Genomic DNA, 26,542 nt, shown 5'->3' with positions numbered 1-26,542 from the left:
GCGAAGCGGGAGGGGGCTTGAGTTTACGCGACGGGGCGCAGCCAGAGGATGCAGCGTTCGGCCTGCAGGCCCGGCACAGTGAGTTGTTCCACGTGAAACACGCTTACGTCCGCCGGTAGCGCGGCAATCTCGTCGTGCGGGTGCTTTCCCTTCATGGCCAGCCACACGCCGTGCGGTGCCAGTGCCTGGCGCGACCAGGCGGTGAAGTCCGCCAGCGCGGCAAAGGCACGGCAACTGACCACATCGAACGGACCGGCCAGCGTTTCCACGCGCGCATGGATGCCATGCAGGTTGGACAGACCGAGGGTGCCCGCCGCCTGCTGGATGAACGCTGCCTTCTTGGCCACGGTGTCCACGCAACTCACATCCACTTCCGGGCAACAAATGGCGAACACCACGCCAGGCAGGCCCCCGCCTGATCCCACATCCAGCAGCCGCGCGCCCGGGCGGGCCGCACTGCCCTGCCCCGTTTGCGCGACATGGCGGCGCAGCGGCGGGACGGCAGCCAGGCTGTCCAGCAGGTGGTGCGTGAGCATTTCCTGCGGATCGCGCACCGCCGTGAGGTTGTAGACCTTGTTCCACTTTTGCAGCAGCGCCAGGAAGTCCAATAGCTGTGTGATTTGCGCTTCCGACAGATCCAACCCCAAGGCGTTGGCGCCCTCACGCAAGGCGTGCTCAAGGCTTGTGTTCGACACCACGCTCATGCGACCGTCTCCACCCCATCCGCCGACTGCGGGGCAAACCCCTTGAAACCGCCCTTCTTCAAGTGGACCATCAGCAGCGAGATCGCCGCCGGTGTCACCCCGGAAATGCGCGACGCCTGGCCCAACGTCTCCGGCCGGTGCTTCTGCAATTTTTGCCGCACCTCGATCGACAAGGCCGCCACTTGCATGTAGTCCAGATCTTCGGGCAGGCGCAGCTTCTCGAAGTGCGCGGCGCGCTGCACCTCGTCCCGTTGGCGGTCGATATAGCCCGCGTACTTGGCGGCAATCTCGACCTGCTCGATCACGGGCGCACTCAGCTCGCCCAGCGTTTCACGTGAAACAGCCTCGCTCGCATACTTGCCGCCATCCATGGTCGTCAGTGCGTCGTACCCCACGTCCGGACGGCGCAACAGGTCGAAGAGGTTGTATTCATGTTCGATGGCTTTACCCAGCACGCGCTCGGCCTCCACCGTGGGCAGGTTGCGCGGGTTCACCCATGTCGATTTCAAGCGCTCTGTTTCACGTGAAACCGCATCGCGCTTGCGGCTGAAAGCGTCCCAGCGCGCATCGTCCACCAAACCCATGCGACGCCCCGCCTCGGTCAGGCGCATGTCGGCGTTGTCTTCGCGCAGCTGCAGGCGGAACTCGGCGCGGCTGGTGAACATGCGGTAGGGCTCGGTCACGCCCTTGGTGATCAGATCGTCCACCAACACGCCCAGATAGGCCTCGTCGCGCGCGGGCACCCAGGCACCCTCCCCCCGGCATTGCAGCGCGGCGTTGATACCGGCGAACAGGCCCTGGGCCGCCGCCTCCTCGTACCCTGTGGTGCCATTGATCTGGCCGGCGAAGAACAAGCCCTGGATCTGCCGCGTCTCGAAACTGCTCTTGAGCGAACGCGGGTCGAAGTAGTCGTACTCGATGGCGTAGCCCGGCCGCAGGATGTGCGCGTTCTCCAGGCCGCGCATCGAGCGCACCAGGTCGTACTGGATATCGAACGGCAGGCTGGTGCTGATGCCGTTGGGGTAGAACTCGTGCGTGGTCAGCCCTTCCGGCTCCAGAAAGATCTGATGGCTTTCCTTGTCGGCAAAGCGGTTGATCTTGTCCTCCACGCTGGGGCAGTAGCGCGGGCCCACGCCCTCGATCTTGCCGGTGAACATGGGACTGCGGTCAAAGCCGCTGCGGATGATCTCGTGCGTGCGCGCGTTGGTGTGCGTGATCCAGCACGGAACTTGGCGCGGGTGCATGGCCGTGCTGCCCATGAAGCTGAACACAGGCACAGCACCCTCGTTCACGCCGCCGGGCATGCCGTCGCCGGGCTGCTCCTCACACTGGCTGAAGTCGATGCTGCGCCCGTCGATGCGCGGCGGCGTGCCGGTCTTCAAGCGCCCCTGGGGCAGCTGCAGCTCCTTCAGGCGTGCCGACAGGCTTACGGCCGGCGGATCCCCCGCGCGGCCGGCCGCGTAGTTGTTGAGGCCCACATGGATCTTGCCGTCCAAGAAGGTGCCCGCCGTCAGCACCACCGTGCGACTGCGAAAGTGGATACCCACCTGCGTGACGGCGCCCACCACGCGGTCGCCCTCCACCATCAGGTCGTCCACCGCCTGCTGGAACAGCCACAGGTTGGGCTGGTTCTCCAGCATGCGGCGGATGGCCGCCTTGTAGAGGATGCGGTCGGCCTGCGCGCGCGTGGCGCGCACGGCCGGGCCCTTGCTGCTGTTGAGGATGCGGAACTGGATGCCCGCCTCATCGGTCGCCAGCGCCATGGCGCCACCCAGCGCGTCCACTTCCTTCACCAGGTGGCCCTTGCCAATGCCGCCGATGCTGGGGTTGCAGCTCATCTGCCCCAGCGTCTCGATGTTGTGCGTGAGCAGCAGCGTGCGGCTGCCCATGCGTGCGGCGGCCAGCGCGGCCTCGGTGCCGGCATGGCCTCCGCCAACGACGATGACATCGAAATCCTGGGGGTACAACATGGTGGGGTGCTCCGGGCCCGCTGCGGCCCTGTCAAACGGTGAACAAGCCCGGCTTTCACGGCGCCGGTACCGCCCCACCCTCGCGCCTGCGCTGCCGGCCCGGCGGGGAACCCGTGATTTTCCCATCTTTGCCACCCCGATGCGCGGCGGGGTTTGTTTCACGTGAAACCGCGCAGGAAAAGTGTGTCCAGGCTGTGCTCCAATCCCGCGCATGAAGTTCCTCGTGTTCGCGGGCAGCACCCGCACCCAATCATTCAACCGCCGCCTGGCCGCCGTGGCCGCACACATGGCGCGCGACGCCGGCGCCGAGGTCACGCTGCTGGAGCTGGCCGACTTCGACATCCCCCTCTACAACGCCGACCTGGAGACCGCGGGCACCCCGGCCGACGTGATCCGGCTGAAGGAAGTGCTGGACGCCCACCCCGCCTGGGTGATCTGCTCGCCCGAATACAACGGCAGCTACACCGGCCTGCTCAAGAACACCATCGACTGGGCCTCCAGCCCCGTGGCCGGACACGCGGAATGGAGTGACGGCACACGCCCGTTCGCGGGCAAGGTGGTGGGCATGCTCAGCGCGTCCAACGGCGCACTGGGCGGCCTTCGGTCGCAAAGCCACCTGGCGCCGCTGCTGCTCAACCTGGAATGCTGGCTGGCGCCGCGCCACTTCGCGCTGCCGCGCGCGGCCAGTGCCTTCGACGCCCAGGGCCAGCTGGTCGACGCAAGCCAAGCCGCCCACGTGCGCGGCGTGGTGGAGCAGGTCCTGTGGGCTGCCGGGCGGCTGCACGGCACCGCGTGACAGAAGCAAAATCCGGCAACAGCGCATATTCAGCAAGCGCTGACAGCTATGAATTAAATAGCGCCATGGATTGCCGCCCCGGCTGCGGCGCCTGCTGCACGGCGCCGTCGATCTCCTCGCCCATTCCCGGCATGCCGCACGGCAAGCCGGCCGGCATGCGCTGCGTGCAACTGGACGACGACGCACGCTGCCGCATCTTCGGCCGGCCCGAACGCCCCGCGGTGTGCGCCTCGCTGCGGCCCAGCCCCGCCATGTGCGGCGACAGCCGCGCGCACGCGATGCGCTGGCTGGCGTTCATGGAACAGGCCACACAGCCGTCCACGCCCCGCTGAGGCCGCCTTGCCCCCAGGCGCAGCGCCGCGGGGAAACGCCCCCACAAAGGCCTTGGCATGGCAGACCCGCGCAGGTCGGCATAGCATGCGCTGCGGAGATTTTCTTCATCACTCTCTTGAAAGGACAAGACCGCATGAAGCTCTACTACTCTCCCGGCGCCTGCTCGCTCTCCCCGCACATCGTGCTGCACGAAGCCGGCCTGGCCCACACCTCGGTGCTGGCCAGCACCAAGAGCCACAAGCTGCAGGACGGCACCGACTACTACACCATCAACCCCCTGGGCTACGTGCCGGTACTGGAGCTGGACGACGGCACGCGCCTGCGCGAAGGCCCCGCCATCGTGCAGTACCTGGCCGACCAGGCGCCGCACAAGAACCTCGCCCCCGCCAACGGCACGCTGGCGCGCTACCGCCTGCAGGAGTGGCTGACCTTCATCGGCACCGAGATCCACAAGGGCTTCAGCCCCCTGTTCAAGCCCACCACCCCCGCAGACTACAAGCCCCTGGTGCATGAGCAACTGCTCAGCCGCCTCAAGTGGGTGGACGGCGAACTGGCCCACAAGCCCTACCTCATGGGCGAGCACTTCAGCGTGGCCGACGCCTACTTGTTCACGGTGACCAACTGGGCCCCCGCCGTGAACCTGGACATCTCCGCACTGAAGAACCTGGCGGCCTACCGCGAACGCATCGCCGCCCGCCCCGCCGTGCAGGCCGCCATGAAGGCCGAGGGCCTGCTCAAGTAAGGCCCATATGGCCGCGCCCGGCATCTGCGGGGCGCGGCTTGTGCGTGCCGGCGCCTCACCGCAAAAATCCCCCCGCGCGCCGCACGCCCGGCGCCATCCAGGGCCGCCAGCCGGCCCCACCGCCGTACCCCCTCCCTGTTTGACGTAGCACAGAACCCGTGGTTCTGCAGCGCCTGGGTGTACTGCACGCCTTGAGCGATACCGGTAACCTTTGATGCGTTCCGCACCTCCCGCGGTTCGCTTTGCAAGAAGGTACTGAAGTCGCATGCCCACTCTGTTCGATCCCATCCAGGCCGGTGACCTGCACCTGGCCAACCGTATCGCCATGGCGCCGCTGACGCGCAACCGCTCGCCCCGGGCCGTGCCGCGCGACATCACCGCCACCTACTACGCCCAGCGCGCCAGCGCCGGCCTGCTGATCACCGAGGGCACGGCCATCACCCACCAGGGCCAGGGCTATTCCGACGTGCCGGGCCTGTACAGCACCGAGCAGCTGGACGGCTGGAAGCGCGTTACCCAGGCCGTGCATGCACGCGGCGGCAAGATCGTCACCCAGCTGTGGCACGTGGGGCGCGTGTCGCACACTGCCCTGCAGCCGGAGGGCGGCGCGCCCGTGGCGCCGTCGGCCGTGCGCGCGCAATCGCAGACCTACCTGGTGGACGCGGCCAGCGGCCAGGGCCAGTTCGTGCCCACGTCCGAGCCCCGCGCGCTGGCGGCCGAGGAACTGCCGGACATCGTGCATGCCTTCGCCGCCGCCGCGCGCAACGCGGTGCAGACGGCGGGCTTTGACGGCGTGGAGATCCATGGCGCCAACGGCTACCTGCTGGACCAGTTCCTCAAGGACGGCGCCAACCAGCGCAAGGACGACTACGGTGGCGGCATCGCCAACCGCGTGCGCCTCATGGTGGAGGTGACGCGCGCCGTGGTGGACGCCATCGGCGGCGGCCGCGTGGGCATTCGTCTCTCGCCCGTCACGCCCGCCAACGACATCCGCGACAGCGACCCGCAGCCGCTGTTTGAACACCTGGCACGCGAGCTGGCGCCGCTGGGCCTGGCCTTCATCCACGTGATCGAGGGCGCCACCGGCGGCCCGCGCGAGGTGGAGGGCCGCCCCTTCGACTACGCCGCGTTCAAGAACGCCTACCGCAGCGCGGGCGGGCGCGGCGCCTGGATGGTGAACAACGGCTACGACCGCGACATGGCCCAGGAGGCGCTGGCCAGCGGCCGCGCCGACATCGTGGCCTTTGGCCGCGCGTTCATCTCCAACCCCGACCTGGTGGAGCGCCTGCGGCGGGGCACCCCGCTCAACGCCTGGGACAAGACCACGTTCTACGGCGGCGGCGAGCACGGCTACATCGACTACCCCGCGCTGGAGCAGGCACCGGCCTGACGCGGACGCCCCCGCCAAGCATCACGCCCGGCGCCGGGCGTGATGCTTCATGGATGGATATAGAAAATGGCCCCAGCGCTGATGGGGAAAGCGCTGGCAGCTATCAAAACAAAAGCGGGTACGCCCATGGGGACCCGCGGGCAGCAGGCAGACATGCATGGAGACACCGGCCGTCCTCGTCCTGGGCGCCGTCGTGGCGGGCTTCGTGCAAGGCCTGTCGGGCTTTGCGTTCAGCATGGTGGCCATGTCGTTCTGGGTCTGGGTGCTGGAGCCGCACCTGGCGGCGGCGCTGGCGGTGTTCGGCTCGCTCACCGGCCAGGTGCTGGCTGCGGTGACCATGCGCCGCGGCTTCAATGCCCCCCTGCTGTGGCCGTTCATTCTGGGCGGCCTGGTGGGCGTGCCCGTGGGCGCCAGCCTGCTGCCCCACCTGAACGCCCACTGGTTCAAAGCCCTGCTGGGCACGCTGCTGGTGTGCTGGTGCCCCGCCATGCTGATGGCGCGCAGCCTGCCGCGGGTGCGTTGGGGCGGGCGCACGGCCGACGCCGTGGTGGGCCTATGCGGCGGCGTGATGGGCGGCATTGGCGGCTTCACGGGCGTGCTGCCCACGCTGTGGTGCACGCTGCGCGGCCTGCCCAAGGACACCCAGCGCGCCGTGGTGCAGAACTTCAACCTGGCGATGCTGGCCGTGGCCATGGCCACCTATCTGGCCAAGGGTCTGGTCACGCGCGACATGCTGCCTGCCTTCGGCATCGTGGCCACGGCCGTGCTGGTGCCGGTGCTGCTGGGTACGCGGCTGTATATCGGCATCAGCGAGGTCCGCTTTCGCCAGATCGTGCTGGGCCTGCTCACGCTGTCGGGCGGTGCGCTGCTGGTGGCATCCGTGCCGCGCCTGCTGGCATCGGCATAAAAATCGGCTCTAACTCCCGCCCAGTAAGCGCTAGCAGCTACTTATTAAATAGCAATCTGCTAACTTCCTTGCGCGCCATCACAGGCCGCACAACCAAGGGGCAAAAAAACGCACCCGAAGGTGCGCAAGGAGGGTTTGTTGAAAACTTGCGGCGGCGCCCGGCCGCCGCGTGCGTCATGCAGCGCTCAAGCGGCGCTCAGGCGCGGCGTGTCGCCGCCCCGCAGCGCGGGGGCCGGCGCGCCGGTGCGCGTGAAGGCCGCGGGCGCGTGGCCGTCGTCGGCCAACTGGAACTGGCTCACCACCTGGGACAGGCGGGCGGCCTGCTCGCGCAGCGACTCGGCCGCCGCGGCGGACTCTTCCACCAGCGCGGCGTTCTGCTGCGTCATGCGGTCGATCTCGCCCACGGAGGCGTTGACCTCGCCGATGCCGCCCGCCTGCTCGGAAGCGGCGGAGTTGATCTCGCCAATGATGTCGGTCACGCGCTGCACGCTGGACACGATCTCCTGCATGGCCTTGCCGGCATCTTCCACATGGCGCACGCCGCCTTCCACGGCCGTCACGCTGGAGCTGATCAGGCCCTTGATCTCGCTGGCTGCGGCCGCGCTGCGCTGCGCCAGGCTGCGCACCTCGCCCGCCACCACGGCAAAGCCGCGGCCCTGCTCGCCCGCGCGCGCGGCCTCCACCGCGGCGTTCAGCGCCAGGATGTTGGTCTGGAAGGCGATGGAGTCGATCAGGCCGATGATGTCGCCGATCTTGCGGCTGGAGGAGGAGATCTCGTGCATGCTGTTCACCGCCTGCTGCACCACCTTGCCACCGCGCGTGGCGATGCCCGAAGCCGAGGTGACGAGCTGGTTGGCCACCTGCGAGGACGACGCCGTCTGCTGCACCGTGGCGGTGAGCTGCGAGAGCGCTGCCACGGCTTCCTGTGCGTTGCTGGCGGTCTGCTCGGTGCGGCCGGACAGGTCCTGGTTGCCGGTGGCGATCTCCTGGCTGGCCGTGGCGATGTTGCTGCTCGCGTCGCGCACCTGCGCCACCATTGCGCCCAGGCCGTTTTGCATGTCCAGCAGCGCGCGCTGCAGGTCGGCCGCCTCGTCACGGCCTTCCACGTGGATGCGCTGAGACAGGTCGCCCCCGGCGATCGCCTGTGCCATCGCGCGGGCCACTTCCAGCGGGCGGCAGATGGACACCATGTTCAGCAGCGTGAGCGGCACCACCACCACCACAGTGATCAGCACCGCCAGGGCGAACAGCCACTTGGTCTGGTCGGTGACGCGGTCCTGGTGCGCAATGGCGCTGTCCACCTCGGCGGCCAGGCGCTTGTCCAGCGCGGCCACCTTCTCGGTGGCGATGTTGAACTGCTCCACCGCCTTGCCGCTCATGCGGTTGGCGATCGTGGCGGTGTCGTAGCCGCCGGCCTCCAGCTGGCGCGCCACGTGTGCGAACTGCTCTCGGTAGGCCACCAGGTGCTTGGCGACGTCCTTCGCCTCGGCCAGGTCCTCGCCCTGCCAGATCTGGCCCAGCGTGGCCGTGACCTTGCCCGCACGGTCCAGCGACGCCAGCCACCGGTCGTGCGCGGCGCGCACCGACTCGGGGCGCTCGTAGTGGATGATCATGTCCTTCTCGTGCTGGCGGATCTCACCCATCTCGCTGCGCAGCTGGCCCATCAGCTTCACCGCGGCATGCGGCTGGCTGACGAAGTCCTGGGCCAGCCCGTGGATGCGGAACATGCCCAGCATGCCGGCACCGCCCAGCAGGCCCAACAGGCCCAGTACCACGCCAATGGCGCCGATCATTCGCAGGCGGATCGTGAAGAGCCGCATGAGCGCGTAAATATTCATCACCGTTTCCTTGTCGTGTGCAGCCCCCGGCGGGCCGCCCTCCCATGATGTGCGTCGCGCAACCCGTCACCCTGTCAGGCAATGGCTTGCGCGTGACTTACGAAGAAGCCGCGCGCCAATATGCAACAAAACGTTGCATATTGCCAGAGAAATAAGAATCTTTCTGTCGCGTTTATCCACCGATCACCGGTGCCAGCGCTTGAGTAAAAGCGCGTTGGTCATCACGCTGACCGAACTCAGCGCCATCGCGGCCCCCGCCACCACCGGACTCAGGTAGCCCAGCGCCGCCAGCGGGATGCCCGCCACGTTGTACGCAAAGGCCCAGAACAGGTTCTGGCGGATCTTGGCCACCGTGCGCCGCGAGATGTCCAGCGCCGCCGCCACCAGTTGCGGGTCGCCGCGCATCAGCGTGATGCCCGCCGCGTGCATGGCCACGTCGGTACCGTTGCCCATGGCCATGCCCACATCGGCCGCGGCCAGCGCGGGCGCATCGTTCACGCCGTCGCCCACCATGGCCACGACATGGCCCTGCGCCTTCAGCGCATTCACCGCCGCCGCCTTGTCGCCGGGCAGCACCTCGGCCATCACCTCGCCGGCCTCCGGCTGCAGGCCCAGGCGGCGGGCCATGGCCTCGGCCGCACCGCGGTTGTCGCCAGAGATCATCACGCAGCGCACGCCCTGGTCGCGCAGTTGCGCCAGTGCCTCGCGTGCGCCGGGCTTGGGCTCATCGCCAAAGGCCAGCAGCGCGCGCAAGACATAGTGCGCCCCCGCGCTCGGCACTATCGTGTCCTCGCTGCCCCCCAAGGGAGTGCTCGCGGCTTCGGGCGGCCGTGCGCCGCTGGGGTCCTGCGCGACCCGCTCGGCCACCGCGGACACGGTGGCGCCTTCGGCCTGCAGCGTGGCCGCACGATCGGCCAGCGGGCCCAGGTCCACGCCCAGCTCCTGCATCCAGCGCAGGCTGCCGACCAGATAGCTGCGCGCTGCCACCTCGCCCTCGGTGCCACGGCCGGGCACGGCGCGCACTCCGTCGGGCGCAGGAACAGGCAGGCCACGCTCTTGGGCGGCGCTCACCACGGCGCGTGCGAGCGGGTGCTCACTGCCGCTCTGCACCGCGGCCACAGCCGACAGCAGTGCCGCCTCATCCACCCCTGGTTCCACGTGAAACGCCGTCAGGCGCGGGCGGCCCACGGTCAGCGTACCGGTCTTGTCAAAGGCCACGGTCTGCACGCGGTGGGCGGTTTCCAGCGCCTCGGCATCCTTGATGAGGATGCCGTGCCTGGCCGCCACGCCGGTGCCCGCCATGATGGCCGCCGGCGTGGCCAGTCCCAGCGCACAGGGGCAAGCGATGACCAGCACCGCCACGGCATGGATCAGTGCAGCCTCCACGCCCGCGCCCGTCCACAGCCAGCCCAGCAGCGTGACGATGGCAATCGCCAGCACCACCGGCACGAAGACCGCCGACACCTTGTCCACCAGCCGCTGGATGGGCGCCTTGGCCGCCTGCGCATCCTCCACCAGGCGGATGATGCGCGCGAGCACCGTCTCGCTCCCCACCGCCGTCACCTGCATCACGATGCGCCCATCGCCATTGATCGAGCCGCCGGTGAGCGCCCCGCCCTCCGGGCCATCGGCGCTGCGTGCCACGGGCAGCGGCTCGCCGGTCAGCATGGATTCGTCCACCTGCGTGTGCCCTTCCACCACCGTGCCGTCCACGGGGATGCGCTCGCCCGGGCGCACCACCAGCCGGTCACCGGCCATCACCTCGGCAATCGGCACGTCCACCTCGCCGTCCCGGCCCAGCAGGTGGGCCACCTCGGGGCGCAGCGCGTGCAGCGCGCGGATGGCGGCCGTGGTCTGGCGCTTGGCGCGCGCTTCCAGCCACTTGCCCAGCAGCACCAGCGTGATCACCACGGCCGATGCCTCGAAGTACAGGTGCAGCGTGTGCCCTGCGCCATGGGTGGATTCGGCCGTGGCCCACAGCCACAGCGACAGGCCGTAGCCCGCGCTGGTGCCGATGGCCACCAGCAGGTCCATGTTGCCCGTGAGCGCCTTGACGGCATGCCAGCCCGCCTTGTAAAAGCGCGCGCCCAGAATGAACTGCACCGGTGTGGCCAGGATGAACTGCACCCACGCCGGCAGCATCCAGTGCAAGCCGAACAGATCGCCCAGCATGGGCAGCACCAGCGGCGCCGACAGCAGCAACCCCACGGCCACCGGCGTGAAGCCTGCCCAGGGCGACTGCGCGCTCTCCTCACCCGCTTCCTGCTCCTCCACGCTGCGCGGCTCGTAGCCGGCATTGCGCACGGCGCGGCGTGCCAGCGCCTCCATGCCTCCGCCGCTGGCGGCGTCGAACACGATGTGCGCGCGCTCGGTCGCCAGGTTCACCGTGGCGTCCTGCACGCCCGGCACCTTGCGCAGCGCACGTTCCACTCGGCCCACGCAGCTCGCGCAGGTCATGCCGGCAATGCCCAGGTCCAGCGTGCCCGCGGGGGCGTCGCCCGATGCGGCAGGGGAAAGGGAAGCAGAAGTCATGAAAGCCACCTTGGAATCGATACAGGGCGCACCTTAAACCTTGACATGCTGGCAAGGTCAAGCGGCAGGCCGCGCGGGTCCCCGCTTGACTTTGACACCATGTCAGGCTTCATGATGCAGCTGTCGGGCACCCGCTGGCCCGCAACCCATCCACCGCCCTTTGATCGAGAGGACCATCATGCAATACACATTTCAAGTCCAGGGAATGACCTGCGGCCACTGCGAACGCGCCGTGGTGCACGCCGTGCGCCAGGTCGACACCGACGCCCTCGTGAAGGTAGACCTGCCCACCGGCCAGGTCATCGTGGAGAGCGACAAGTCGCGCGAAGCGCTGGCCAACGCCATCCAGGAAGAAGGCTACAAGGTCGCCGCATGAGCACCGCGCCGCGGCGCCCCGCCCACCGCGTGCCCAGCGACGGCGCCGGGCCCGCGGCCGCGCTGGACTGGCCCGTGGCCATCGGCACCGCCGCCGAGCGCGCAGGCGTCTCGGCGCGCATGCTGCGCCACTACGAATCACTGGGCCTGCTGACCGGCGTGGCGCGCACCGACAGCGGCTACCGCCAGTACACCGAGGCCGATGTGCACACCCTGCGCTTCATCCGCCGCGCGCGCGACCTGGGCTTCTCGATGGAGGAGATCGCCACCCTGCTCGGCCTGTGGCAGGACAAGCAGCGCGCCAGCAGCCAGGTCAAACGCATCGCCCAGGCGCACATCGACAACCTGAGCGAGCGCATCGCCGCCATGCAGGCCATGCAGCGCAGCCTGCAGGCGCTGGTGCACTGCTGCCACGGCGACGACCGGCCGGACTGCCCGATCCTGGACGATCTGGCCATGGCCGGCATCCCGAATAGCGGCGCCGCCGACGTCGCTATTTAATTCATAGCTGCCAGCGCTTGTGGAAAGGGCGCTGGATGCCTAAAACACCCCAAACCAACCCGCCGGCCGGGCCACAATGGCCGCCTTGACACACCCTGCAGGAGGCATGCCATGGCACACCCTTTCAAGGTGGGCGACCACGTCAGCTGGAACTCCGAGGCCGGCCGCGTCAGCGGGCGCATCACCGCCGTCCACACCCGCGCGCTGCAGTGGAAGGGCTACACCCACCACGCCAGCGCCGAAGAGCCGCAGTACGAGATCCAGAGCGACAAGACCGACCATGTCGCCCTGCACAAAGGCAGCGCGCTGCACCGCCTGGCCCGCTGAGCGGCACACGCAATGGCCGCGCCGCCGCTCTACACCATCGGGCACTCCACGCTGGCGGTGCAGGACTTCATCGCGCTGCTGCAGCGCGAAGGCGTGACACGGGTGATCGACGTGCGCGCCATCCCGCGCTCGCTGCGCCAGCCGCAATTCCACGAGGACCGGCTGCCCGGCGCGCTGGCCGCGCAGGGCATCGCCTACACCCACATGCCGGCGCTGGGCGGGCGCCGCTCCTTGCAGCGCGGCGTGCCGCCCACCACCAACGGCTACTGGGACAACCGCAGCTTCCACAACTACGCCGACTACGCGCTGCAGCCCGCCTTTCGCGCCGCGCTGGCCGCGCTGCGCACGGCCGCGGCACGCGAGCCCTGCGCCATCATGTGCGCCGAGGCCGTGTGGTGGCGCTGCCACCGCCGCATCATCACCGACCACGTGCTGGCCGCCGGCGGCGCGGTGCGCCACATCCTGGGCGCGCGCACCGAGAGTGCGACACTCACCCCGGCCGCGCAGGTCCACCCGGACGGTACGGTCACCTATCCACCTCCAACCACCGTATCTGCCCCATGACCCACCGCGAAGTCTTCGTCGTCAGCACCGCCCGCACCGCCATCGGCACCTTCGGCGGCAGCTTGAAGGACGTGCCCAACACCCAGCTTGCCACCACCGCCGTCAAGGCCGCCATCGCGCGCGCCGGCATCGCGCCCGACGCTGTGGGCCATGTGGTCATGGGCAACGTGATCCCCACCGACACCAAAGACGCCTACCTCTCCCGCGTGGCGGCGATTGACGCCGGCTGCCCCATCGAGACGCCCGCGTTCAACGTCAACCGCCTGTGCGGCTCGGGCCTGCAGGCCATCATCAGCGCAGCCCAGGCCATTGGCTATGGCGACTGCGATGTGGCCGTGGGCGGCGGCTCCGAGAGCATGAGCCGCGGCCCCTACTTCGACCAGGGCGCGCGCTGGGGCCAGCGCATGGGCGACAGCAAGAGCATCGACTACATGCTCGGCATCCTGCACGACCCCTGGCAGAAGATGCACATGGGCATCACCGCCGAGAACGTGGCCGAGCGCTACCAAATTTCGCGCGAGATGCAGGACCAACTCGCCCTGGCCAGCCAGCAGCGCGCCGCCGCCGCCATCGCTGCAGGCTACTTCAAAGAGCAGATCGTTCCGGTGGAAATCGCCACGCGCAAGGGCACCGTGCTGTTCCAGGAAGACGAGCATGTGCGCGCCGCCACCACGCTGGACGTGCTGGCCGGCATGAGGCCCGCGTTCAAGAAGGAAGGCGGCACGGTCACGGCCGGTAACGCCTCGGGCATCAACGACGGTGCCTCCGCCGTGGTGCTGGTGGCGGGCGACCGCCTGCAAGCGCTGAACGTGAAGCCCCTGGCGCGCCTGGTGGGCTATGCGCAGGCCGGCGTGGACCCGGCCTACATGGGCATCGGCCCCGTGCCCGCCACGCAAAAGGTGCTGCAGCGCACCGGCCTGAAGGTGCAGGACATGGACGTCATCGAGGCCAACGAGGCCTTCGCCGCCCAGGCCTGCGCCGTGGTGCAGGAGCTGGGCCTTCAGCCTTCCAAGGTCAACCCCAACGGCTCGGGCATTTCGCTGGGCCACCCCGTGGGTGCCACGGGCGCCATCATCACCACCAAGGCGATTGCCGAGCTGCACCGCACGGGCGGGCGCTATGCGCTGGTGACCATGTGCATCGGCGGCGGCCAGGGTATCGCGGCGATCTTTGAGCGGGTTTGAGTCGTTCTGGCCTTCAGCGCTTGTCCATCAAGCGTTGCTAGCTCCTGATTGAGTAGCAACCAAACGATCCCGCGCCTTCCTCACGGCCGATCAGAACGCCTGCATGCAGCTCTTGAGTGGATCCGACCCTAGGGCTGCATACCCGATTCCCGCGCTTTTCTGAACCGACGCGCGCAGGCTGCGCATCCACGGCAGTACGTCGGACATCATGAGGGGAAGGGTAGCGCGGCCACTACCGGGCCGATGAACCAGCGGGCACCCACCCACCAGCCACCCGGCGGGACCGGGTGCTCTTTTTATGCCGCGGCTTCCGGCTTGTAGAACACCTCCACGCTGCCCTTGAGGGTGATGAGCAGCGGGCGGCCCTTGCGGTCCAGTGTCTTGCCGGCGGGCACCTTGATCCAGCCCTCGCTCACGCAGTACTCCTCCACGTCGACACGCTCCTTGCCGTTGAAGCGGATGCCGATGTCCGCCGCCTGCTGGAACACGGCCGCCACATGGTGCGGGCTGCGCGGGTCGATGGCCAGGCGGTCGGGCAAGGGGAGCAGGGCGGAGTCGGTCACAGGGAAAGGTCTCGGAAAGCAGTAAAGGGCCTGCATTGTCCCGCAATCCCGGGGCGGCTGTGGCCTGCATCGCGGTACCACGTCTCCATCGCTCCTGAAAAAGGAGCTGCTAACGCTGTGTCAGCCTCCGCTTTCGCCGTTTTTGTTCGGCAGTCTTTCCGGGAAGGCCGCCTTGTGGATAAGTCTGCGGAGCGTTCTGGCACAACTGGCCAGTTATGCACAGGTGCGGGGCGCATCTGGGGCTTGTCCCCATTTGCGGTACAGCAGGCGCCTGCGGCCGTCCCCATGCTTTGGCGCAGCGCAAGTGCTTGATCTGTCAAACAAAAATCGGCTTGCCCACAGGCCGGGCCGCCCTCTACTACTACGACTATTCTTTATAAGAACTACAAAGAACAACCCGTGGCAAACCGCAGCGCCGCACAAAACCCCTTTCTCGGCCCGGGATTGAGGAGGCTTTGGCGCAAAAAAAAGCGCCTTGTCAGGCGCTTTTTTGGGAAAGAGGGAAGGTTGCGATCAGCGCAGCAGCGCGTAGCCCACACCGATCGCGGCCAGCAGCCCCACGGCATCGGCCACCAGCGCGCAGGCCAGTGCGTGGCGTGTGTGCTTCACGCCCACGCTGCCGAAGTACACGGCCAGCACGTAGAAGGTGGTCTCGGTGGAGCCCTGCACGATGGCAGCCAGGCGCCCCACGAAGGAATCCACACCGTGCGTCTGCAGTACGTCGATCATCAAACCCCGTGCGCCGGCGCCCGAGAGCACCTTCATCAGCCCCACGGGCAGGGCCGGCAGGAAGTCGGTGTTCCACCCCAGCGCCGCCACCCCTGCGCCGATGGCCGCCAGCAGCGCATCCATGCAGCCCGCGGCGCGGAACACGCCGATGGCCGCCAGGATGGCCACCAGGTACGGAATGATCTGCACCGCCACGCCAAAGCCCTCCTTGGCGCCGTCGATGAAGGCGTCGTACACGTTCACGCGGCGCCAGGCCCCGGCCAGCAGGAACAGCGCCACCACCCCCAGGATCACGCCCGCGCCCGTGGCTCCCGCAATCTGGGCGGCTTGCTCTGCGGGCAGTTGCGCCAGGCCCGCCACCGCCGCCGCCAGCACGCCGCCCACGGCCAGCAAAGGCAGCAGCAGGCGCGCGCGCCAGATCGGCAGGCGCTGAAAGAGCGCCACCGCCAGCACGCCCGCCAGCAGCGAGGCGAAGGTGACCAGCAGCGTGGGCAGGAAGATGTCGGCCGCGTTGAATCCCGCGCCCAGGCCCTGCTTCAGCGCCACGCTCTGGCGGATGGCGATGACGGACGTGGGGATCAGCGTCAGCCCCGCCGTGTTCATCACCACGAACATGATCTGCGCGTTGCTGGCCGTGCCCGCCGGTTCGCGGTTGAGCGTCTGCAACTCCTGCATGGCCTTGAGGCCCAGCGGCGTGGCCGCGTTGTCCAGCCCCAGCAGGTTGGCGCTGATGTTCATGGTCATCGCGCCCTGGGCGGGGTGGCCGGCGGGCACGGCGGGAAACAGCCGCGTGAGCAGCGGCCCGGCCAGGCGCGCCAGCAGCTCGACCATGCCCGCGCGCTCGCCCACGCGCATCAGGCCCAGCCACAGGGCCATGATGCCGGCCAGGCCCAGCGAGATCTCGAAGCCCGCGCGTGCGCCGTCGAACAGCGCCGTCAGCAGGGCCTGGAAGATGCCCGCCTCGCCCAGCAGCCAGCGCACCACGGCGGTGGCGAACGCCACGATGAAAAACCCCGTCCAGACCCAGTTGAGTGCCATGGAACTCGATGGTAGCGGCTGGCCCCGTCCGTGCGCCGTGGCAGACTGCACCCCATGCCGCCCCCCACCCTGCTCGTTGCCGACGACCACCCGCTGTTCCGCGCGGCGCTGATCCAGGTGCTGCACGAGCGCTTTGCGCCGCTGCAGACGCTGGAGGCCGCCAGCGCCGCCACGCTGGGCCAGGCGCTGCAGGACCACCCCGAGGTGGAGCTGGTGCTGCTGGACCTGGCCATGCCCGGCGCGCGGGGCTTCTCGGCCCTGCTGCATGTGCGCGGGGAGTACCCGCAGGTGCCGGTGGTGGTGATCTCGTCCAACGACCACCCGCGCGTGATCCGCCGTGCGCAGCAGTTCGGCGCGGCGGGGTTCATCCCCAAGTCGGCCCCGGCCGAGGACATGGGCGCGGCCATCCGGGCCGTGCTGGCCGGCGGCAGCTGGTTTCCGCCCATGGCGGCCGAGCGCTCCGAGGCCGACGCTGCGCTGGCCGCCAAGCTCGCGCAGCTCACGCCGCAGCAGTTCCGCGTGCTGCTGTGCCTGGCCGATGGCCTGCTCAACAAGCAGATCGCGCACGAGCTGGGCCTGGCCGAGAACACCGTCAAGGTGCATGTGACGGCCATCCTGAAAAAGCTGGAGTGCTACAGCCGCACCCAGGCCGCGGTGCTGGTGAAAAGCCTGGAGACGGAGCCGGAAGCCGCGCCCTGAGCGCAGTACCCTGCCTACACAAGTTTTAAGCCAAATCGGCCCCTAGCGCTTGTCTGACAAGCGCTAGCAGCTACTGTTTGCGTAGCATCATCTGGCTGATGAGCGCGCGCAGTGCGGACGGGCGCACGGGCTTGAGCAGGTAGCCCCAGCCGCGCTCGGCCGCCTGGCGGCGCAGGGTGCTGCTGCGCTCGGCCGTCACCAGCACCACCGAGGGTGCCTGGCCCCACACGGTGCACAGCCGGTCGTACAGGTCGGGGCCGTGGAAGGGCCCCATGCGCACGTCCAGCAGCACCAGCTGTGGCGCGTTGCCGGGCGCGGCCAAGTCCAGGGCCGCCTGCGGGCCGCCCGCCAAAGGCACCTCGCAGCCCCAGCGGCGCAGCAATGCGCCGGTGGCCTCGCAACTGGGCGCGTCGTCGTCGATGTACCAGGCCGTGGTGCCCTGCAGGGGCTGGTCGCCCTCGGGCGGGGCGGCTGCGCCCGCGGCGGCGGGGCGGGGTGCGGCAGCGGCATCGGCCAGCGGCACGCACACCCAGAACACGCTGCCGCGCCCCAGTTCCGAGCGCAGGCCGATCTCGTGCCCCAGCAGCTTGCCCAGGCGCTCGACGATGGCCAGCCCCAGGCCCGCACCCCGGTCGCCGTCCTGGCTGTGGCCCTCGCCCAGGCGGCGGAACTCCTCGAAGATCTCGCGCTGCAGGCTCTCGGGAATGCCGGGGCCCTGGTCGTGCACCTCGATGCGCAGGTACCTGCCGCGGCGCCGGCAGCCGATCAGCACGCGCCCGCGGGGCGTGTAGCGGATGGCGTTGGACACCAGGTTCTGCAGGATGCGCCGCAGCAGCGCCTCGTCGCTGCGCACCGCGTAGCGCGTGCCTACGGTGTGCAGGCGCAGGCCCCGGCTGGCGGCGATGATGCCGAAGTTGTGCTGCATCACCTGCAGCAGCGGGCCGAGCGCGAAGTCGCGCACATGCACCTCCAACTGGCCCGATTCCATGCGCGAGATGTCCAGCAGGCTGTTGAGGATGCCGTCCTGCGCGGCCAGCGCGCCGTCGATGCTGTCGGCTACCTGGCGTCCGGCGGCGTCGTGCAGGTGGCCGCGCAGCAGCGAGGCGAACATGCGCGCGGCATTCAGCGGCTGCAGCAGGTCGTGCACCGCGGCGGCCACAAAGCGGGTCTTGTAGCGGTTGGCGGCCTCGGCCTCGCGCCGGGCGGCGTCCAGATCGCGCGTGCGTTCGGCAATGCGCAGCTCCAGCGCGTCGGCCAGCGAACGCAGCTCGCGTGCGGCGTTCTTGTAGCTGGTGATGTCGGCGTAGCTGGTCACGAAGCCGCCGTCGGGCAGCGGGTTGCCGCGGATCTCCAGCACCGTGCCGTCGCTCTTGGCGCTCTCATGCAGGTGGGGCTTGCCGCTGCGCAGGTGCTGCAGGCGCCGCTGGATGGCGTCCTCGGTGGGCGTGGCGCCCAGCAGGCCGCGCCGCGCGTTGTGGCGGATCAGCGCCTCCACCGGCGTGCCCACGCGCATCAGCTCGGGCGGAAAGCGAAACAGTTCCACGTAGCGCGAGTTCCACGCCACCAGGTTCAGGTCGCGGTCGATGACCACCACGCCCTGCGGCAGGTGCTGCAGGCTGCGCGACAAGCCGGTGTCGGCTTCGCGCGCGGCCTGCACGATGCCGTCCTGCGCGGTGCGCAGCTCCTGGGCATGCTGGCGCAGCACGGTCTCCAGCTCCTGGCGGCTGCGCTGGCGCAGCAGGGCCAGGCGCTGGCGCTGGCGCACGAACAGCACCAGCAGTGCCAGGGCCAGCCACAGGCCCGCGGCCGCACCGGCCGCCCAGCGGCGGGCCTCGATGGCGCTGTCCGCGTGGTGCAGCAGGTGCAGTTGCCAGCCGGTGCCTGCCAGCTCCTGCGTGTGCCACAGCAGCGGGCCGGGCAAGGGGGGCTCCTGCGCGCGTGCCAGCACCGTGCCTTCGTCCACCCGCCGCTCGACCTGCAGGCCCAGCGGCGTGAGGGGCTGACCGGTGTACTGGCGCGTGGCCTCCAGCTCCTGGCGCGCCTGGGGCGTGAGGGGTGCCAGCAGCCGGTAGCGCCAGGCGTCGCGGCTGGCGAGGAAGACCACGCCGTGCGCGTCCGAGGCCAGCACCACGTCGGGGCTCTGGCGCCATTCGCGCTCCAGCTCGGTCAGCAGGATCTTGATGGCCACCAGGCCCAGCGTCTGCCCGTCATCACCGCGGATCGCCGTGGACAGGAAGTAGCCCGCCTCCCCCGTGGTCAGGCCGATGCCGTAGAACCGCCCGTGGCCCTGCGCCAGCGCCTGCTGCACGTAGGGGCGGAAGTGGTAGTCCTCTCCCACGTTGTTGGGGGTGTCGCGCCAGTTGCTGGCGGCGATGGCGCGGCCTTGCAGGTTGATGAGCGTGAGCGTGGACGAATGGCTGGCGCCGTTGGCCTGCTCCAGCTTGCGGTTGAGCACGTCCACCTCGGCGGGCGTGAGCGGGTGGGTCAGCGCGTCCCTCAGTTGCGCGTCCAGCGCCAGCACCTCGGGCAGGGTGCGAAAGCGGTCGATGCGCTGCTCCAGCGCCTGGCCGTACAACGTGAGCTGGCGCCGCACCCCCTGGCTTTCGTCGTGCAGCGCACGGCGCTGCGCGTACTGGCTGGCCAGCAGCATGCACACGGCCATGCCCGCCAGCACGAACAGTGCGACAAGCGCGGTGAGCAGCGGGCGGCGGCGGCGTAGCGGCATGGGCGGAGTGTCTCTGGGTTTGGTGTCCGTGGGCGGGGCGGGCGGGGCGACTAATACCAATAGGTTATCGGCGCGGCGGCGATGCAGGGGTACAACCGCGGACTTCCAAAGATGCGCGGCATTGCACGGCCCTGGCGCGTCTTTTTTTCGACCTCCGGAGACACGCCGCATGCATGCCATTCCCTCTGCCGCCCCCGCCCCGTCGGTGCGGCTTCCGTTCTATCGCCAACTGTATTTCCAGGTGGTGTTCGCCATCATCATCGGCGTACTGCTGGGCCACTTCCAGCCAGAGTACGGCGCGGCGATGAAGCCGTTCGGCGATGCCTTCATCAAGCTCATCAAGATGATCATCGCGCCGGTGATCTTCCTGACCATCGTCACCGGCATCGCCAGCATGAGCCACCTGAGCGCCGTGGGCCGCGTGTTCGGCAAGGCCATGGCGTACTTCCTCACGTTCTCCACGCTGGCGCTGGTGGTGGGCCTGGTGGTGGCCAACGTGATGCAGCCCGGCACGGGCATGCACATCAACGTGGCCGAGCTGGACCAGACCGCCGTCAAGGGCTACGTGAGCAAGTCGCACGAGATGACGCTCACCGGCTTCGCGTTGGACATCATCCCCAAGACGCTGATCAGCCCCTTCGTGGGCGACAACATCCTGCAGGTGCTGCTGGTGGCCGTGCTGTTCGGCGTGTCGCTGGCCATGGTGGGCGACGCCGGCAAGCCCATCCTGGACTTCCTGGACGGCCTGACCAAGCCCGTGTTCAAGCTGGTGAACATCGTCATGAAGGCCGCGCCCATCGGCGCCTTCGGCGCCATGGCGTTCACCATCGGCAAGTTCGGCCTGGGCTCGCTGGTGAACCTGGCCGAGCTGGTGCTCACCTTCTACATCACCTCGGCCGTGTTCGTGCTGGTGGTGCTGGGCGCGGTGGCACGGGCCTGCGGCTTCTCGGTGCTCAAGCTGATCCGCTACCTGAAGGCCGAGCTGCTGCTGGTGCTGGGCACCTCCTCGTCCGAGTCCGCCCTGCCCTCGCTGATGGAAAAGATGGAGAAGGCCGGCTGCAGCAAGTCCGTGGTGGGCCTGGTGGTGCCCACGGGCTACTCGTTCAACCTGGACGGCACCAACATCTACATGACGCTGGCCGCGCTCTTCATCGCGCAGGCCACCGACACGCACCTCACGCTGGGCCACCAGATCGCGCTGCTGCTGGTGGCGATGCTGTCGTCCAAGGGCGCGGCCGGCGTGACCGGCGCGGGTTTCATCACCCTGGCCGCCACCCTGGCCGTGGTGCCCGAGGTGCCGGTGGCCGGCATGGCGCTGATCCTGGGCGTGGACCGCTTCATGAGCGAGTGCCGCTCGCTCACCAACTTCATCGGCAACGCCGTGGCCACGGTGGTGGTGTCGCGCTGGGAAAACGCGCTGGATGCCGACCGCCTGCACCGCGTGCTGGACGGTGAGGCCGAGTTCCTGCCCGAGCCCGAACGGGCGGTGGAACCCCTCGTGCTGGCCCGCCACCGGGCCTGATCCGGCAGCGGCCTTCAGGCCAGGCCCCAAAGCCCATGCACCGGCAACGGCGCGTGGGCTTTTTTCATGCCCTTAGAACGGCGCGTCGTCGTCGGGGCCGCTGGCCGCAGCATGCAAGGCCCCGGCGGCTGGTGCGGGGGCGGCAGCAGCGCCCCCCAGGCTCGTGCGCCCCTCGCCGCCCAGCGCCGCGATCAGGTCGGGAATCAGCTGCGACAGCTCGCCCGTGGCGATCGCCACGTCGGCATCGAAGCCGCCATCGTCCTGCGTTTGGCCCTCGAACACCGTGTCCAGGAATGCCACCTTCTTGAGCTGCAGCCCCTCGGTCAGCACGAAGCTCACGCGGTCGTCCCAGCTCATGGCGAGTTTGGTGGGCAGCTTGCCCGCCTCGATGTGGCCCTGCACTTCCTCGATGTCCAGCGGGTGGCGGGCGTAGCGCACCACGGCCTTGGTCTCGTCGGGCGCCTTCAGCTCGCACTCGCGGTCGATGGAAAAGCCCGCCGGCGGCTCCTGCTCCTTGAGCCACAGCGCCATCGCCGCCTGAGGGCTGGTCTGCGTGTCCAGCAGCGCCAGCGACAGGCCGGGCAGGTGCTCCACCAGCAGGCTCACCACCTCGTCGGCACGGCCCTGGGCGCCCGTGTCCAGCACCAGCAGATGCGCCTGCGGGTCGATCCACACCCAGGTGCCGCCCTGCTTGGTGAAGGCCATGGGCAGCAGGTCCAGCTTGGCCTCTTCCTTGAGTTCCTTGGTTTCCTTCTTGCCGGGCTTGCGGCCGGTCTGCTGCTCGATCTGCGCGGCCTTTTCCTTCACCTTGCGCGCCAGCACGGTGGCCGGGAGCATCTTGGCTTCCCATTGGAAGCGCAGCATCCAGTGGCCGCCCACGCTCTCGGCCAGCAGCCCGTGGGCCTCGCCGCGCGGGGGCACCCAGCCGCTGGACTTTTCCTGCGTGGCGCCGCACTCCTGGAAAGGCGCCTTGGCCAGCGCTTCCTCCAGCTGGGTCAGCTCCACCTGCCACTCGGGGGCAATGCGGTACACGATCATGTTCTTGAACACGGGGAGATTCCTTTTGAAATGCCGGCCCCGCGCCAGGGCTGCACGACGGGCGGGGCGGTGAATGGTCCTGATTTGATAGCTGTCAGCGCTTATTGGATAAGCGCTGGAGGCACTATTGGCATAAAACGACTGTAGCCGGCATGGTGGCGCATGCCGGGTGAATAGCAGAACTTTACACAGGCGCAGAATTCGCTCACGGGCGCGTTACACACGCGGCGCACACTGCTTTGCAAGCGCAGGGTGCAGTGTCCCCCATTCGGGTGGACCACCAGGCGCCCATCACTTCCTGTGTGAAGCAAGAAAGGAAACACCATGGCCCGTTTCAAGATCACCCAGCGCCTGGCCGCCACCGCCGTGGCGGCCGCTGTGCTCGCCGGCATGGCTGTGCCCACCCTGGCGCAACCCGGCCCCGGCCCAGCCGCCACCGAGCAAGGCGCATCCCAGGCGCAGCAGCGTCCGCGCCAGCGCGCCCTGACGCCCGAGCAGCGCGAGCAGTACATGGCCCAGCGCGCCGAGGCATTCAAGCGCAAGCTGCAGCTCACGCCCGAGCAGGAGCCCGCATGGAACAGCTTCCTGCAGTCCATGAAGCCCGACGCCGACGCACGCAAGGCGCGGCTGGATTGGCAAGGCATGGACCAGCTCACCACGCCCGAGCGCATTGACCGCATGCGTGCGCTGCGCTCCCAGCGTGCGGCCGAGATGGACCGCCGCGGCGACGCCGTCAAGGCCTTCTATGGCACGCTGACGCCGGCGCAGCAAAAGACCTTCGACGCCGAAGGCAAGCGCATGTACCGCCACTGGGGCGGCGACCACCACCCCATGGGCAAGCGCTGGGGCAAGGACGGTGCGCGGGGCGACTTCCGCGGTGACGGTCGCGGCATGCGCCACCAAGGCCCTGGCCCGGGCGCAGGCGCTGCTCCCGGCGCGCCGCTGACGCCGCAGTAAGCCGGCCCAGGGCCGGGTGCGCATCCGCTGCGCCCGGCCGCGGGCTGCGGCTCCGGCCTACAGGGTGGCTGGGCAGTGGGGGGATACAGTGGTTACATATTCAGGTAACAACAACACCTCGCAACCATGCCTACCATCGCCCGCCGCAACGCCTTTTTCCGGCGCACCTTCCTTCTCTCCCCGGCGCCTTTTCTCGCGGCCGCCGCCGCGTGCCTCACGGCCCCACCGGCCCTGGCGCAGCCGTCAGAGGACCGGGCCTACGCCCCTTCGGTCTACGTGCAGGGCGAATGGGCGCGGCGCCAGACGGATACCATCACCATCGGTGCCACCCTGCCCTGGGGCACCTGGCGCCGCCCGCTGTGGGGCGGCGAGCTGCGCGGCCATTGGGATGTTTCACTGAGCCGCTGGTCCTTTGACGGCATCGGCGGGCACAACAGCGCCGTGGTGGTGGGCGTGGCGCCCACGCTGCGCCTGCGCCCCGACGAGGGCCGTTCCCCCTGGTTCTGGGAGGCCGGCATCGGTGCCACCGTGGCCAGCCACCGCTACCGCGTGCAGGACCATGAGTTCAGCACCCGCTTCAACTTTGCCTCGCACCTGGGCCTGGGGCGCAATTTCGGTGCACAGCGCCAGCATGAGCTGATGTTGAGCGTGCAGCACGTGTCCAACGCCGGCATCAAGAGCCCGAATCCCGGGGAGAACTTCCTGCAACTGCGCTACGCGTTGCACTTCTGAGCGGCCTGTGGACAAGCCTGGGGATGCGGCGCTGGTCATCTGCGCCTTGTCCACAGCACCCGTCCCACCGGCGCAGTTGTACCCATTTCAGGCCGGACTTGACCCGGTGCCGGGACACAGACTTTGCAGTAGCGCAAGTACGCGCCGCCATTCAGAAAAAGCGGCTTGTCCACAAAATGGCGCGGGCTCTACTACTACCACTATGAAGTAATAGACACATTCATGAATAACCGGGGCGATGGCCGCGTGGGTCAGGCCGTCGGCCGGTGTGCTTCATTATTGATAGCTGCAAGCGCTTGCGCATCAAGCGCCAGCAGCCATTTTTCCTACAAGCCGGGTTATTTGGCCAAGCCAAGCTTCTCGATGATGACCTTCTCGGTCTTCATGGTGTCCAGCGCGTACTGCTTGTAGGTGGCGCTGTCCATGTAGTAGGTGTCCATGTCGAACTTCGCCAGGGACTCCTTGTAGTTGGGCATCTCCATGGCCTTCTTGAAGGCGTCGTGCAGCACCTGGGCGATCTTCGGGTCTGTGCCCTTGGGCACCACCAGGCCGAACGGCGAGGTCTGCACCAGGTTGATGCCCACTTCCTTGAGCGTGGGCACGTTGGGGAAGCGGGCCGAGCGCTTGTCCCCCCAGACCGACAGCACGCGCAGCTTGCCCTGCTCCACGTACGGCGCCCAGCCGGGCGTGTCGGCAATCGACATCACATGCCCGCCCAGCACGGCCTGCAGCGACTCGGAGTTGCCCTTGTAGGGGATGTGGTTCAGCGTCACGCCGGCCTGCAGGGCGATGTTCTCCATCGTCAGGTGCAACGTGGTCAGCGCACCGGGCGTGCCGTAGTTCAGCTTGCCGGGGTTGTTCTTGGCGTAGGCGATGTAGTCCTGCATGGACTTGATGGGCGAGTCCGCGGGCACCACCAGGCCGAAGGCGTAGCCCGCCAGGCCGATCACGTACTGCAGGTCGGTGGCCGGGTTCCAGTTGATCTTCTGCGTGTAGGGCAGGCGGAACACCGGCAGCGGCACCTGTGCGAGCGTATAGCCGTCGGCCGGGGTGCTCTGCATCATCTGCGCAGGCAGCACGCCGCCGGCGCCGGGCTTGTTCTCAATGATCACGGGCTGGCCCAGGATCTTGGAGGCGTTCTCCGCCAGCACGCGGAATGGCACATCGGTCGAGCCGCCGGCGGTGAAGCCGATCAGCACCTTGATCGGGCGGCTGGGAAAGCGCTCGGGTTGCGCCAGCGCGGGGCCGGCCACGCAGCCGGCGGCCAGCAGCAGGGACAGGGTGCGGCGGTTGAGCAAAGCATGGGTCATGGAGGGAGTCCTTGGGTCTATGACCTCCGGCGCTGCGATCAACCCGCTGTGCAGGCCGTGTGCTGTGGAGGCCTTCAGGTAGCGTGGTTTCTCTGTGCGAAATTCATGGAGGCACGGGAGAAGTGGCGTGATTTCAGTATCGCCCTGATGAAAAACCCTTCTCGCTAGGGAAATCCATGAGCCGGTGCAGAAAAGTTGCGATGAAATAATTCCGCTAAGAGAAATTTACCTGGAGAGTGGGAATGGCGCGCACACGGAACATCGACTTCGACGAAGGCGCGGACAGCCGGCGCTTCGTGACCGCGCTGGCCCGGGGGCTGGACGTGCTGGCGTGCTTCCAGGTGGACGAAAAATGGCTCACCAATGCCGAGATCGCCGCGCGCACCGGCCTGCCCAAGCCAACGGTGGTGCGCCTGGCCTACACGCTGTGCGTGCTGGGCTACCTGCGCCATTCGCACGACAGCGGCAAGTACGCGCTGGGCGACAGCCTGGCGGCACTGGGCATCACCATGGTGTCCAACCTGCGGCTGCGGCGCATTGCACGGCCCTACATGCAGGACTTCGCGGACCGCTACGACATCTCGGTGTCGCTGGGCATCCGCAACGGGCTGTCGGTGCTGTACGTGGAGAACTGCCGCTCGGGCACGCCGCTGTCGCTGGGGCTGGACCTGGGCGCGCGCCTTCCGGTGGCGGAGACGGCCATGGGCCACGCCTTGCTGGCCGTGATGGAGCCGCGCGAGCGCGAGCGGCTGCTGGCCGAGATCCGCCAGGCCGAGGGCGAGCGCTGGCCGCAGTTGCGCCAGGCCATCGAGACCGGGTGTGCCCACTGGCGGGCGCGGGGCTTCACGGTGGTGGTGCGCGACTGGCAGACGGATATCGCGGGCGTGGGCGCCGCCATCCGCCAGCCCGACGGCCGCGTGATCAGCTTCAACGCAGGCGGCTCGGCCAGCAAGTTCCCGCGCGCGCTGCTGGAGCAGGAGATCGGCCCGCAGTTCGCACGCATGGTCAAGGGGCTGGAGCCGTTCGTGCGCAGCGAGGAAGCGTAAGCTATCGATTAAATAGCTGT

Annotated in this window: 24 protein-coding genes; 15 read left to right on the top strand and 9 right to left on the bottom strand. The window is 68.6% G+C overall.

The genetic code is table 11. The features are described 5' to 3' along the window. Positions 1 to 23: 23 nt before the first annotated feature. Both rsmG and mnmG read right to left on the bottom strand, forming a co-directional pair. Positions 24 to 704 carry a 16S rRNA (guanine(527)-N(7))-methyltransferase RsmG gene (gene rsmG, locus MRB47_RS00285; RefSeq protein WP_252101565.1) on the bottom strand — a complete coding sequence of 227 codons (681 nt, stop codon included), beginning with the start codon at positions 702 to 704 and terminating at the stop codon, positions 24 to 26. Next, a complete protein-coding gene (mnmG, locus tag MRB47_RS00280) occupies positions 701 to 2,674 on the bottom strand; it encodes a tRNA uridine-5-carboxymethylaminomethyl(34) synthesis enzyme MnmG (protein ID WP_252101564.1) in 1,974 nt (657 codons plus the stop codon). The genes rsmG and mnmG overlap by 4 nt, the downstream gene beginning before the upstream one ends. A gap of 211 nt (positions 2,675 to 2,885) precedes the next feature. Here mnmG and MRB47_RS00275 point away from each other — a divergent pair, with 211 nt between their 5' ends. The 5 genes from MRB47_RS00275 (at position 2,886) to MRB47_RS00255 (ending at position 6,842) form a co-directional block, all read left to right on the top strand. After that, positions 2,886 to 3,470, top strand: a complete 585-nt coding sequence (locus tag MRB47_RS00275; protein ID WP_012655161.1) for an NADPH-dependent FMN reductase — start codon at positions 2,886 to 2,888, stop codon at positions 3,468 to 3,470. Between the two features lie 65 nt (positions 3,471 to 3,535). Next, the gene (locus MRB47_RS00270; protein ID WP_123675410.1) at positions 3,536 to 3,802 is read left to right on the top strand and encodes a YkgJ family cysteine cluster protein; all 267 of its coding nucleotides are present in this window, start codon (positions 3,536 to 3,538) and stop codon (positions 3,800 to 3,802) included. Between the two features lie 134 nt (positions 3,803 to 3,936). Then, positions 3,937 to 4,545 (top strand): glutathione transferase GstA, encoded by a 609-nt coding sequence (gstA, locus tag MRB47_RS00265; RefSeq protein WP_135148374.1) that lies wholly within the window; start codon positions 3,937 to 3,939, stop codon positions 4,543 to 4,545. A 265-nt stretch (positions 4,546 to 4,810) separates the two neighbouring features. Further along, positions 4,811 to 5,935 carry an alkene reductase gene (locus MRB47_RS00260; RefSeq protein ID WP_252101563.1) on the top strand — a complete coding sequence of 375 codons (1,125 nt, stop codon included), beginning with the start codon at positions 4,811 to 4,813 and terminating at the stop codon, positions 5,933 to 5,935. Between the two features lie 157 nt (positions 5,936 to 6,092). Beyond that, on the top strand, positions 6,093 to 6,842 hold the full coding sequence (locus MRB47_RS00255) for a sulfite exporter TauE/SafE family protein (protein WP_252101562.1): 750 nt from the start codon (positions 6,093 to 6,095) through the stop codon (positions 6,840 to 6,842). Positions 6,843 to 7,027: 185 nt separating this feature from the next. Here MRB47_RS00255 and MRB47_RS00250 read toward each other — a convergent pair whose 3' ends face one another. Next, a complete protein-coding gene (locus MRB47_RS00250) occupies positions 7,028 to 8,680 on the bottom strand; it encodes a methyl-accepting chemotaxis protein (protein WP_252101561.1) in 1,653 nt (550 codons plus the stop codon). A 183-nt stretch (positions 8,681 to 8,863) separates the two neighbouring features. Further along, a complete protein-coding gene (locus MRB47_RS00245) occupies positions 8,864 to 11,212 on the bottom strand; it encodes a heavy metal translocating P-type ATPase (RefSeq protein WP_252101560.1) in 2,349 nt (782 codons plus the stop codon). 178 nt (positions 11,213 to 11,390) lie between these two features. Between MRB47_RS00245 and MRB47_RS00240 the strand changes: the two genes are divergently transcribed. The 5 genes from MRB47_RS00240 (at position 11,391) to MRB47_RS00220 (ending at position 14,163) form a co-directional block, all read left to right on the top strand. Then, positions 11,391 to 11,588, top strand: coding sequence for a heavy-metal-associated domain-containing protein (locus MRB47_RS00240; RefSeq protein ID WP_011803490.1), 198 nt, complete (start codon positions 11,391 to 11,393; stop codon positions 11,586 to 11,588). Continuing rightward, positions 11,585 to 12,088 (top strand): Cu(I)-responsive transcriptional regulator, encoded by a 504-nt coding sequence (gene cueR / locus MRB47_RS00235; protein WP_011803489.1) that lies wholly within the window; start codon positions 11,585 to 11,587, stop codon positions 12,086 to 12,088. The genes MRB47_RS00240 and cueR overlap by 4 nt, the downstream gene beginning before the upstream one ends. A gap of 111 nt (positions 12,089 to 12,199) precedes the next feature. Continuing rightward, entirely contained in the window at positions 12,200 to 12,415 is a 216-nt protein-coding gene (locus MRB47_RS00230) for a DUF2945 domain-containing protein (protein ID WP_011803488.1), read from the top strand. Positions 12,416 to 12,427: 12 nt separating this feature from the next. Continuing rightward, positions 12,428 to 12,979: a DUF488 family protein gene (locus MRB47_RS00225; RefSeq protein WP_252101559.1), complete on the top strand. Its 552-nt coding sequence runs from the start codon at positions 12,428 to 12,430 to the stop codon at positions 12,977 to 12,979. Beyond that, positions 12,976 to 14,163 carry an acetyl-CoA C-acyltransferase family protein gene (locus tag MRB47_RS00220; RefSeq protein WP_252101558.1) on the top strand — a complete coding sequence of 396 codons (1,188 nt, stop codon included), beginning with the start codon at positions 12,976 to 12,978 and terminating at the stop codon, positions 14,161 to 14,163. Before MRB47_RS00225 ends, MRB47_RS00220 begins: the two co-directional genes overlap by 4 nt. Positions 14,164 to 14,459: 296 nt before the next feature. Here the strand turns inward: MRB47_RS00220 and MRB47_RS00215 are convergent, their stop codons facing one another. Beyond that, entirely contained in the window at positions 14,460 to 14,762 is a 303-nt protein-coding gene (locus tag MRB47_RS00215; protein WP_012655148.1) for a DUF3297 family protein, read from the bottom strand. Positions 14,763 to 15,239: 477 nt separating this feature from the next. Then, positions 15,240 to 16,493, bottom strand: coding sequence for a nucleoside recognition domain-containing protein (locus MRB47_RS00210; protein WP_252101557.1), 1,254 nt, complete (start codon positions 16,491 to 16,493; stop codon positions 15,240 to 15,242). A 54-nt stretch (positions 16,494 to 16,547) separates the two neighbouring features. On the opposite strand from MRB47_RS00210, the gene MRB47_RS00205 reads away from it, so the two are divergent. Then, a complete protein-coding gene (locus tag MRB47_RS00205) occupies positions 16,548 to 17,192 on the top strand; it encodes a LuxR C-terminal-related transcriptional regulator (protein ID WP_252101556.1) in 645 nt (214 codons plus the stop codon). Positions 17,193 to 17,262: 70 nt separating this feature from the next. On the opposite strand, the gene MRB47_RS00200 is transcribed toward MRB47_RS00205, so the two are convergent. Continuing rightward, positions 17,263 to 19,917 carry a PAS-domain containing protein gene (locus tag MRB47_RS00200; RefSeq protein ID WP_252101555.1) on the bottom strand — a complete coding sequence of 885 codons (2,655 nt, stop codon included), beginning with the start codon at positions 19,915 to 19,917 and terminating at the stop codon, positions 17,263 to 17,265. 169 nt (positions 19,918 to 20,086) lie between these two features. On the opposite strand from MRB47_RS00200, the gene MRB47_RS00195 reads away from it, so the two are divergent. Further along, positions 20,087 to 21,439, top strand: a complete 1,353-nt coding sequence (locus tag MRB47_RS00195; RefSeq protein ID WP_252101554.1) for a dicarboxylate/amino acid:cation symporter — start codon at positions 20,087 to 20,089, stop codon at positions 21,437 to 21,439. A gap of 72 nt (positions 21,440 to 21,511) precedes the next feature. Here the strand turns inward: MRB47_RS00195 and MRB47_RS00190 are convergent, their stop codons facing one another. Beyond that, entirely contained in the window at positions 21,512 to 22,489 is a 978-nt protein-coding gene (locus MRB47_RS00190; protein ID WP_047350746.1) for a recombination-associated protein RdgC, read from the bottom strand. Between the two features lie 312 nt (positions 22,490 to 22,801). On the opposite strand from MRB47_RS00190, the gene MRB47_RS00185 reads away from it, so the two are divergent. Both MRB47_RS00185 and MRB47_RS00180 read left to right on the top strand, forming a co-directional pair. Then, positions 22,802 to 23,434 (top strand): Spy/CpxP family protein refolding chaperone, encoded by a 633-nt coding sequence (locus MRB47_RS00185; RefSeq protein ID WP_220638230.1) that lies wholly within the window; start codon positions 22,802 to 22,804, stop codon positions 23,432 to 23,434. A 126-nt stretch (positions 23,435 to 23,560) separates the two neighbouring features. After that, on the top strand, positions 23,561 to 24,166 hold the full coding sequence (locus MRB47_RS00180; RefSeq protein WP_252101553.1) for an acyloxyacyl hydrolase: 606 nt from the start codon (positions 23,561 to 23,563) through the stop codon (positions 24,164 to 24,166). A 338-nt stretch (positions 24,167 to 24,504) separates the two neighbouring features. Here the strand turns inward: MRB47_RS00180 and MRB47_RS00175 are convergent, their stop codons facing one another. Beyond that, positions 24,505 to 25,476 carry a tripartite tricarboxylate transporter substrate-binding protein gene (locus MRB47_RS00175; RefSeq protein WP_088887998.1) on the bottom strand — a complete coding sequence of 324 codons (972 nt, stop codon included), beginning with the start codon at positions 25,474 to 25,476 and terminating at the stop codon, positions 24,505 to 24,507. A gap of 242 nt (positions 25,477 to 25,718) precedes the next feature. Here MRB47_RS00175 and MRB47_RS00170 point away from each other — a divergent pair, with 242 nt between their 5' ends. Continuing rightward, positions 25,719 to 26,522 carry an IclR family transcriptional regulator gene (locus MRB47_RS00170; RefSeq protein WP_252101552.1) on the top strand — a complete coding sequence of 268 codons (804 nt, stop codon included), beginning with the start codon at positions 25,719 to 25,721 and terminating at the stop codon, positions 26,520 to 26,522. Positions 26,523 to 26,542: the final 20 nt, after the last annotated feature.

Source organism: Diaphorobacter sp. LI3 (assembly GCF_022807955.1).
GTDB classification, from domain to species: Bacteria; Pseudomonadota; Gammaproteobacteria; order Burkholderiales; family Burkholderiaceae_C; genus Diaphorobacter; species Diaphorobacter nitroreducens.
This window is presented reverse-complemented; position numbering and strand designations above follow the sequence as displayed.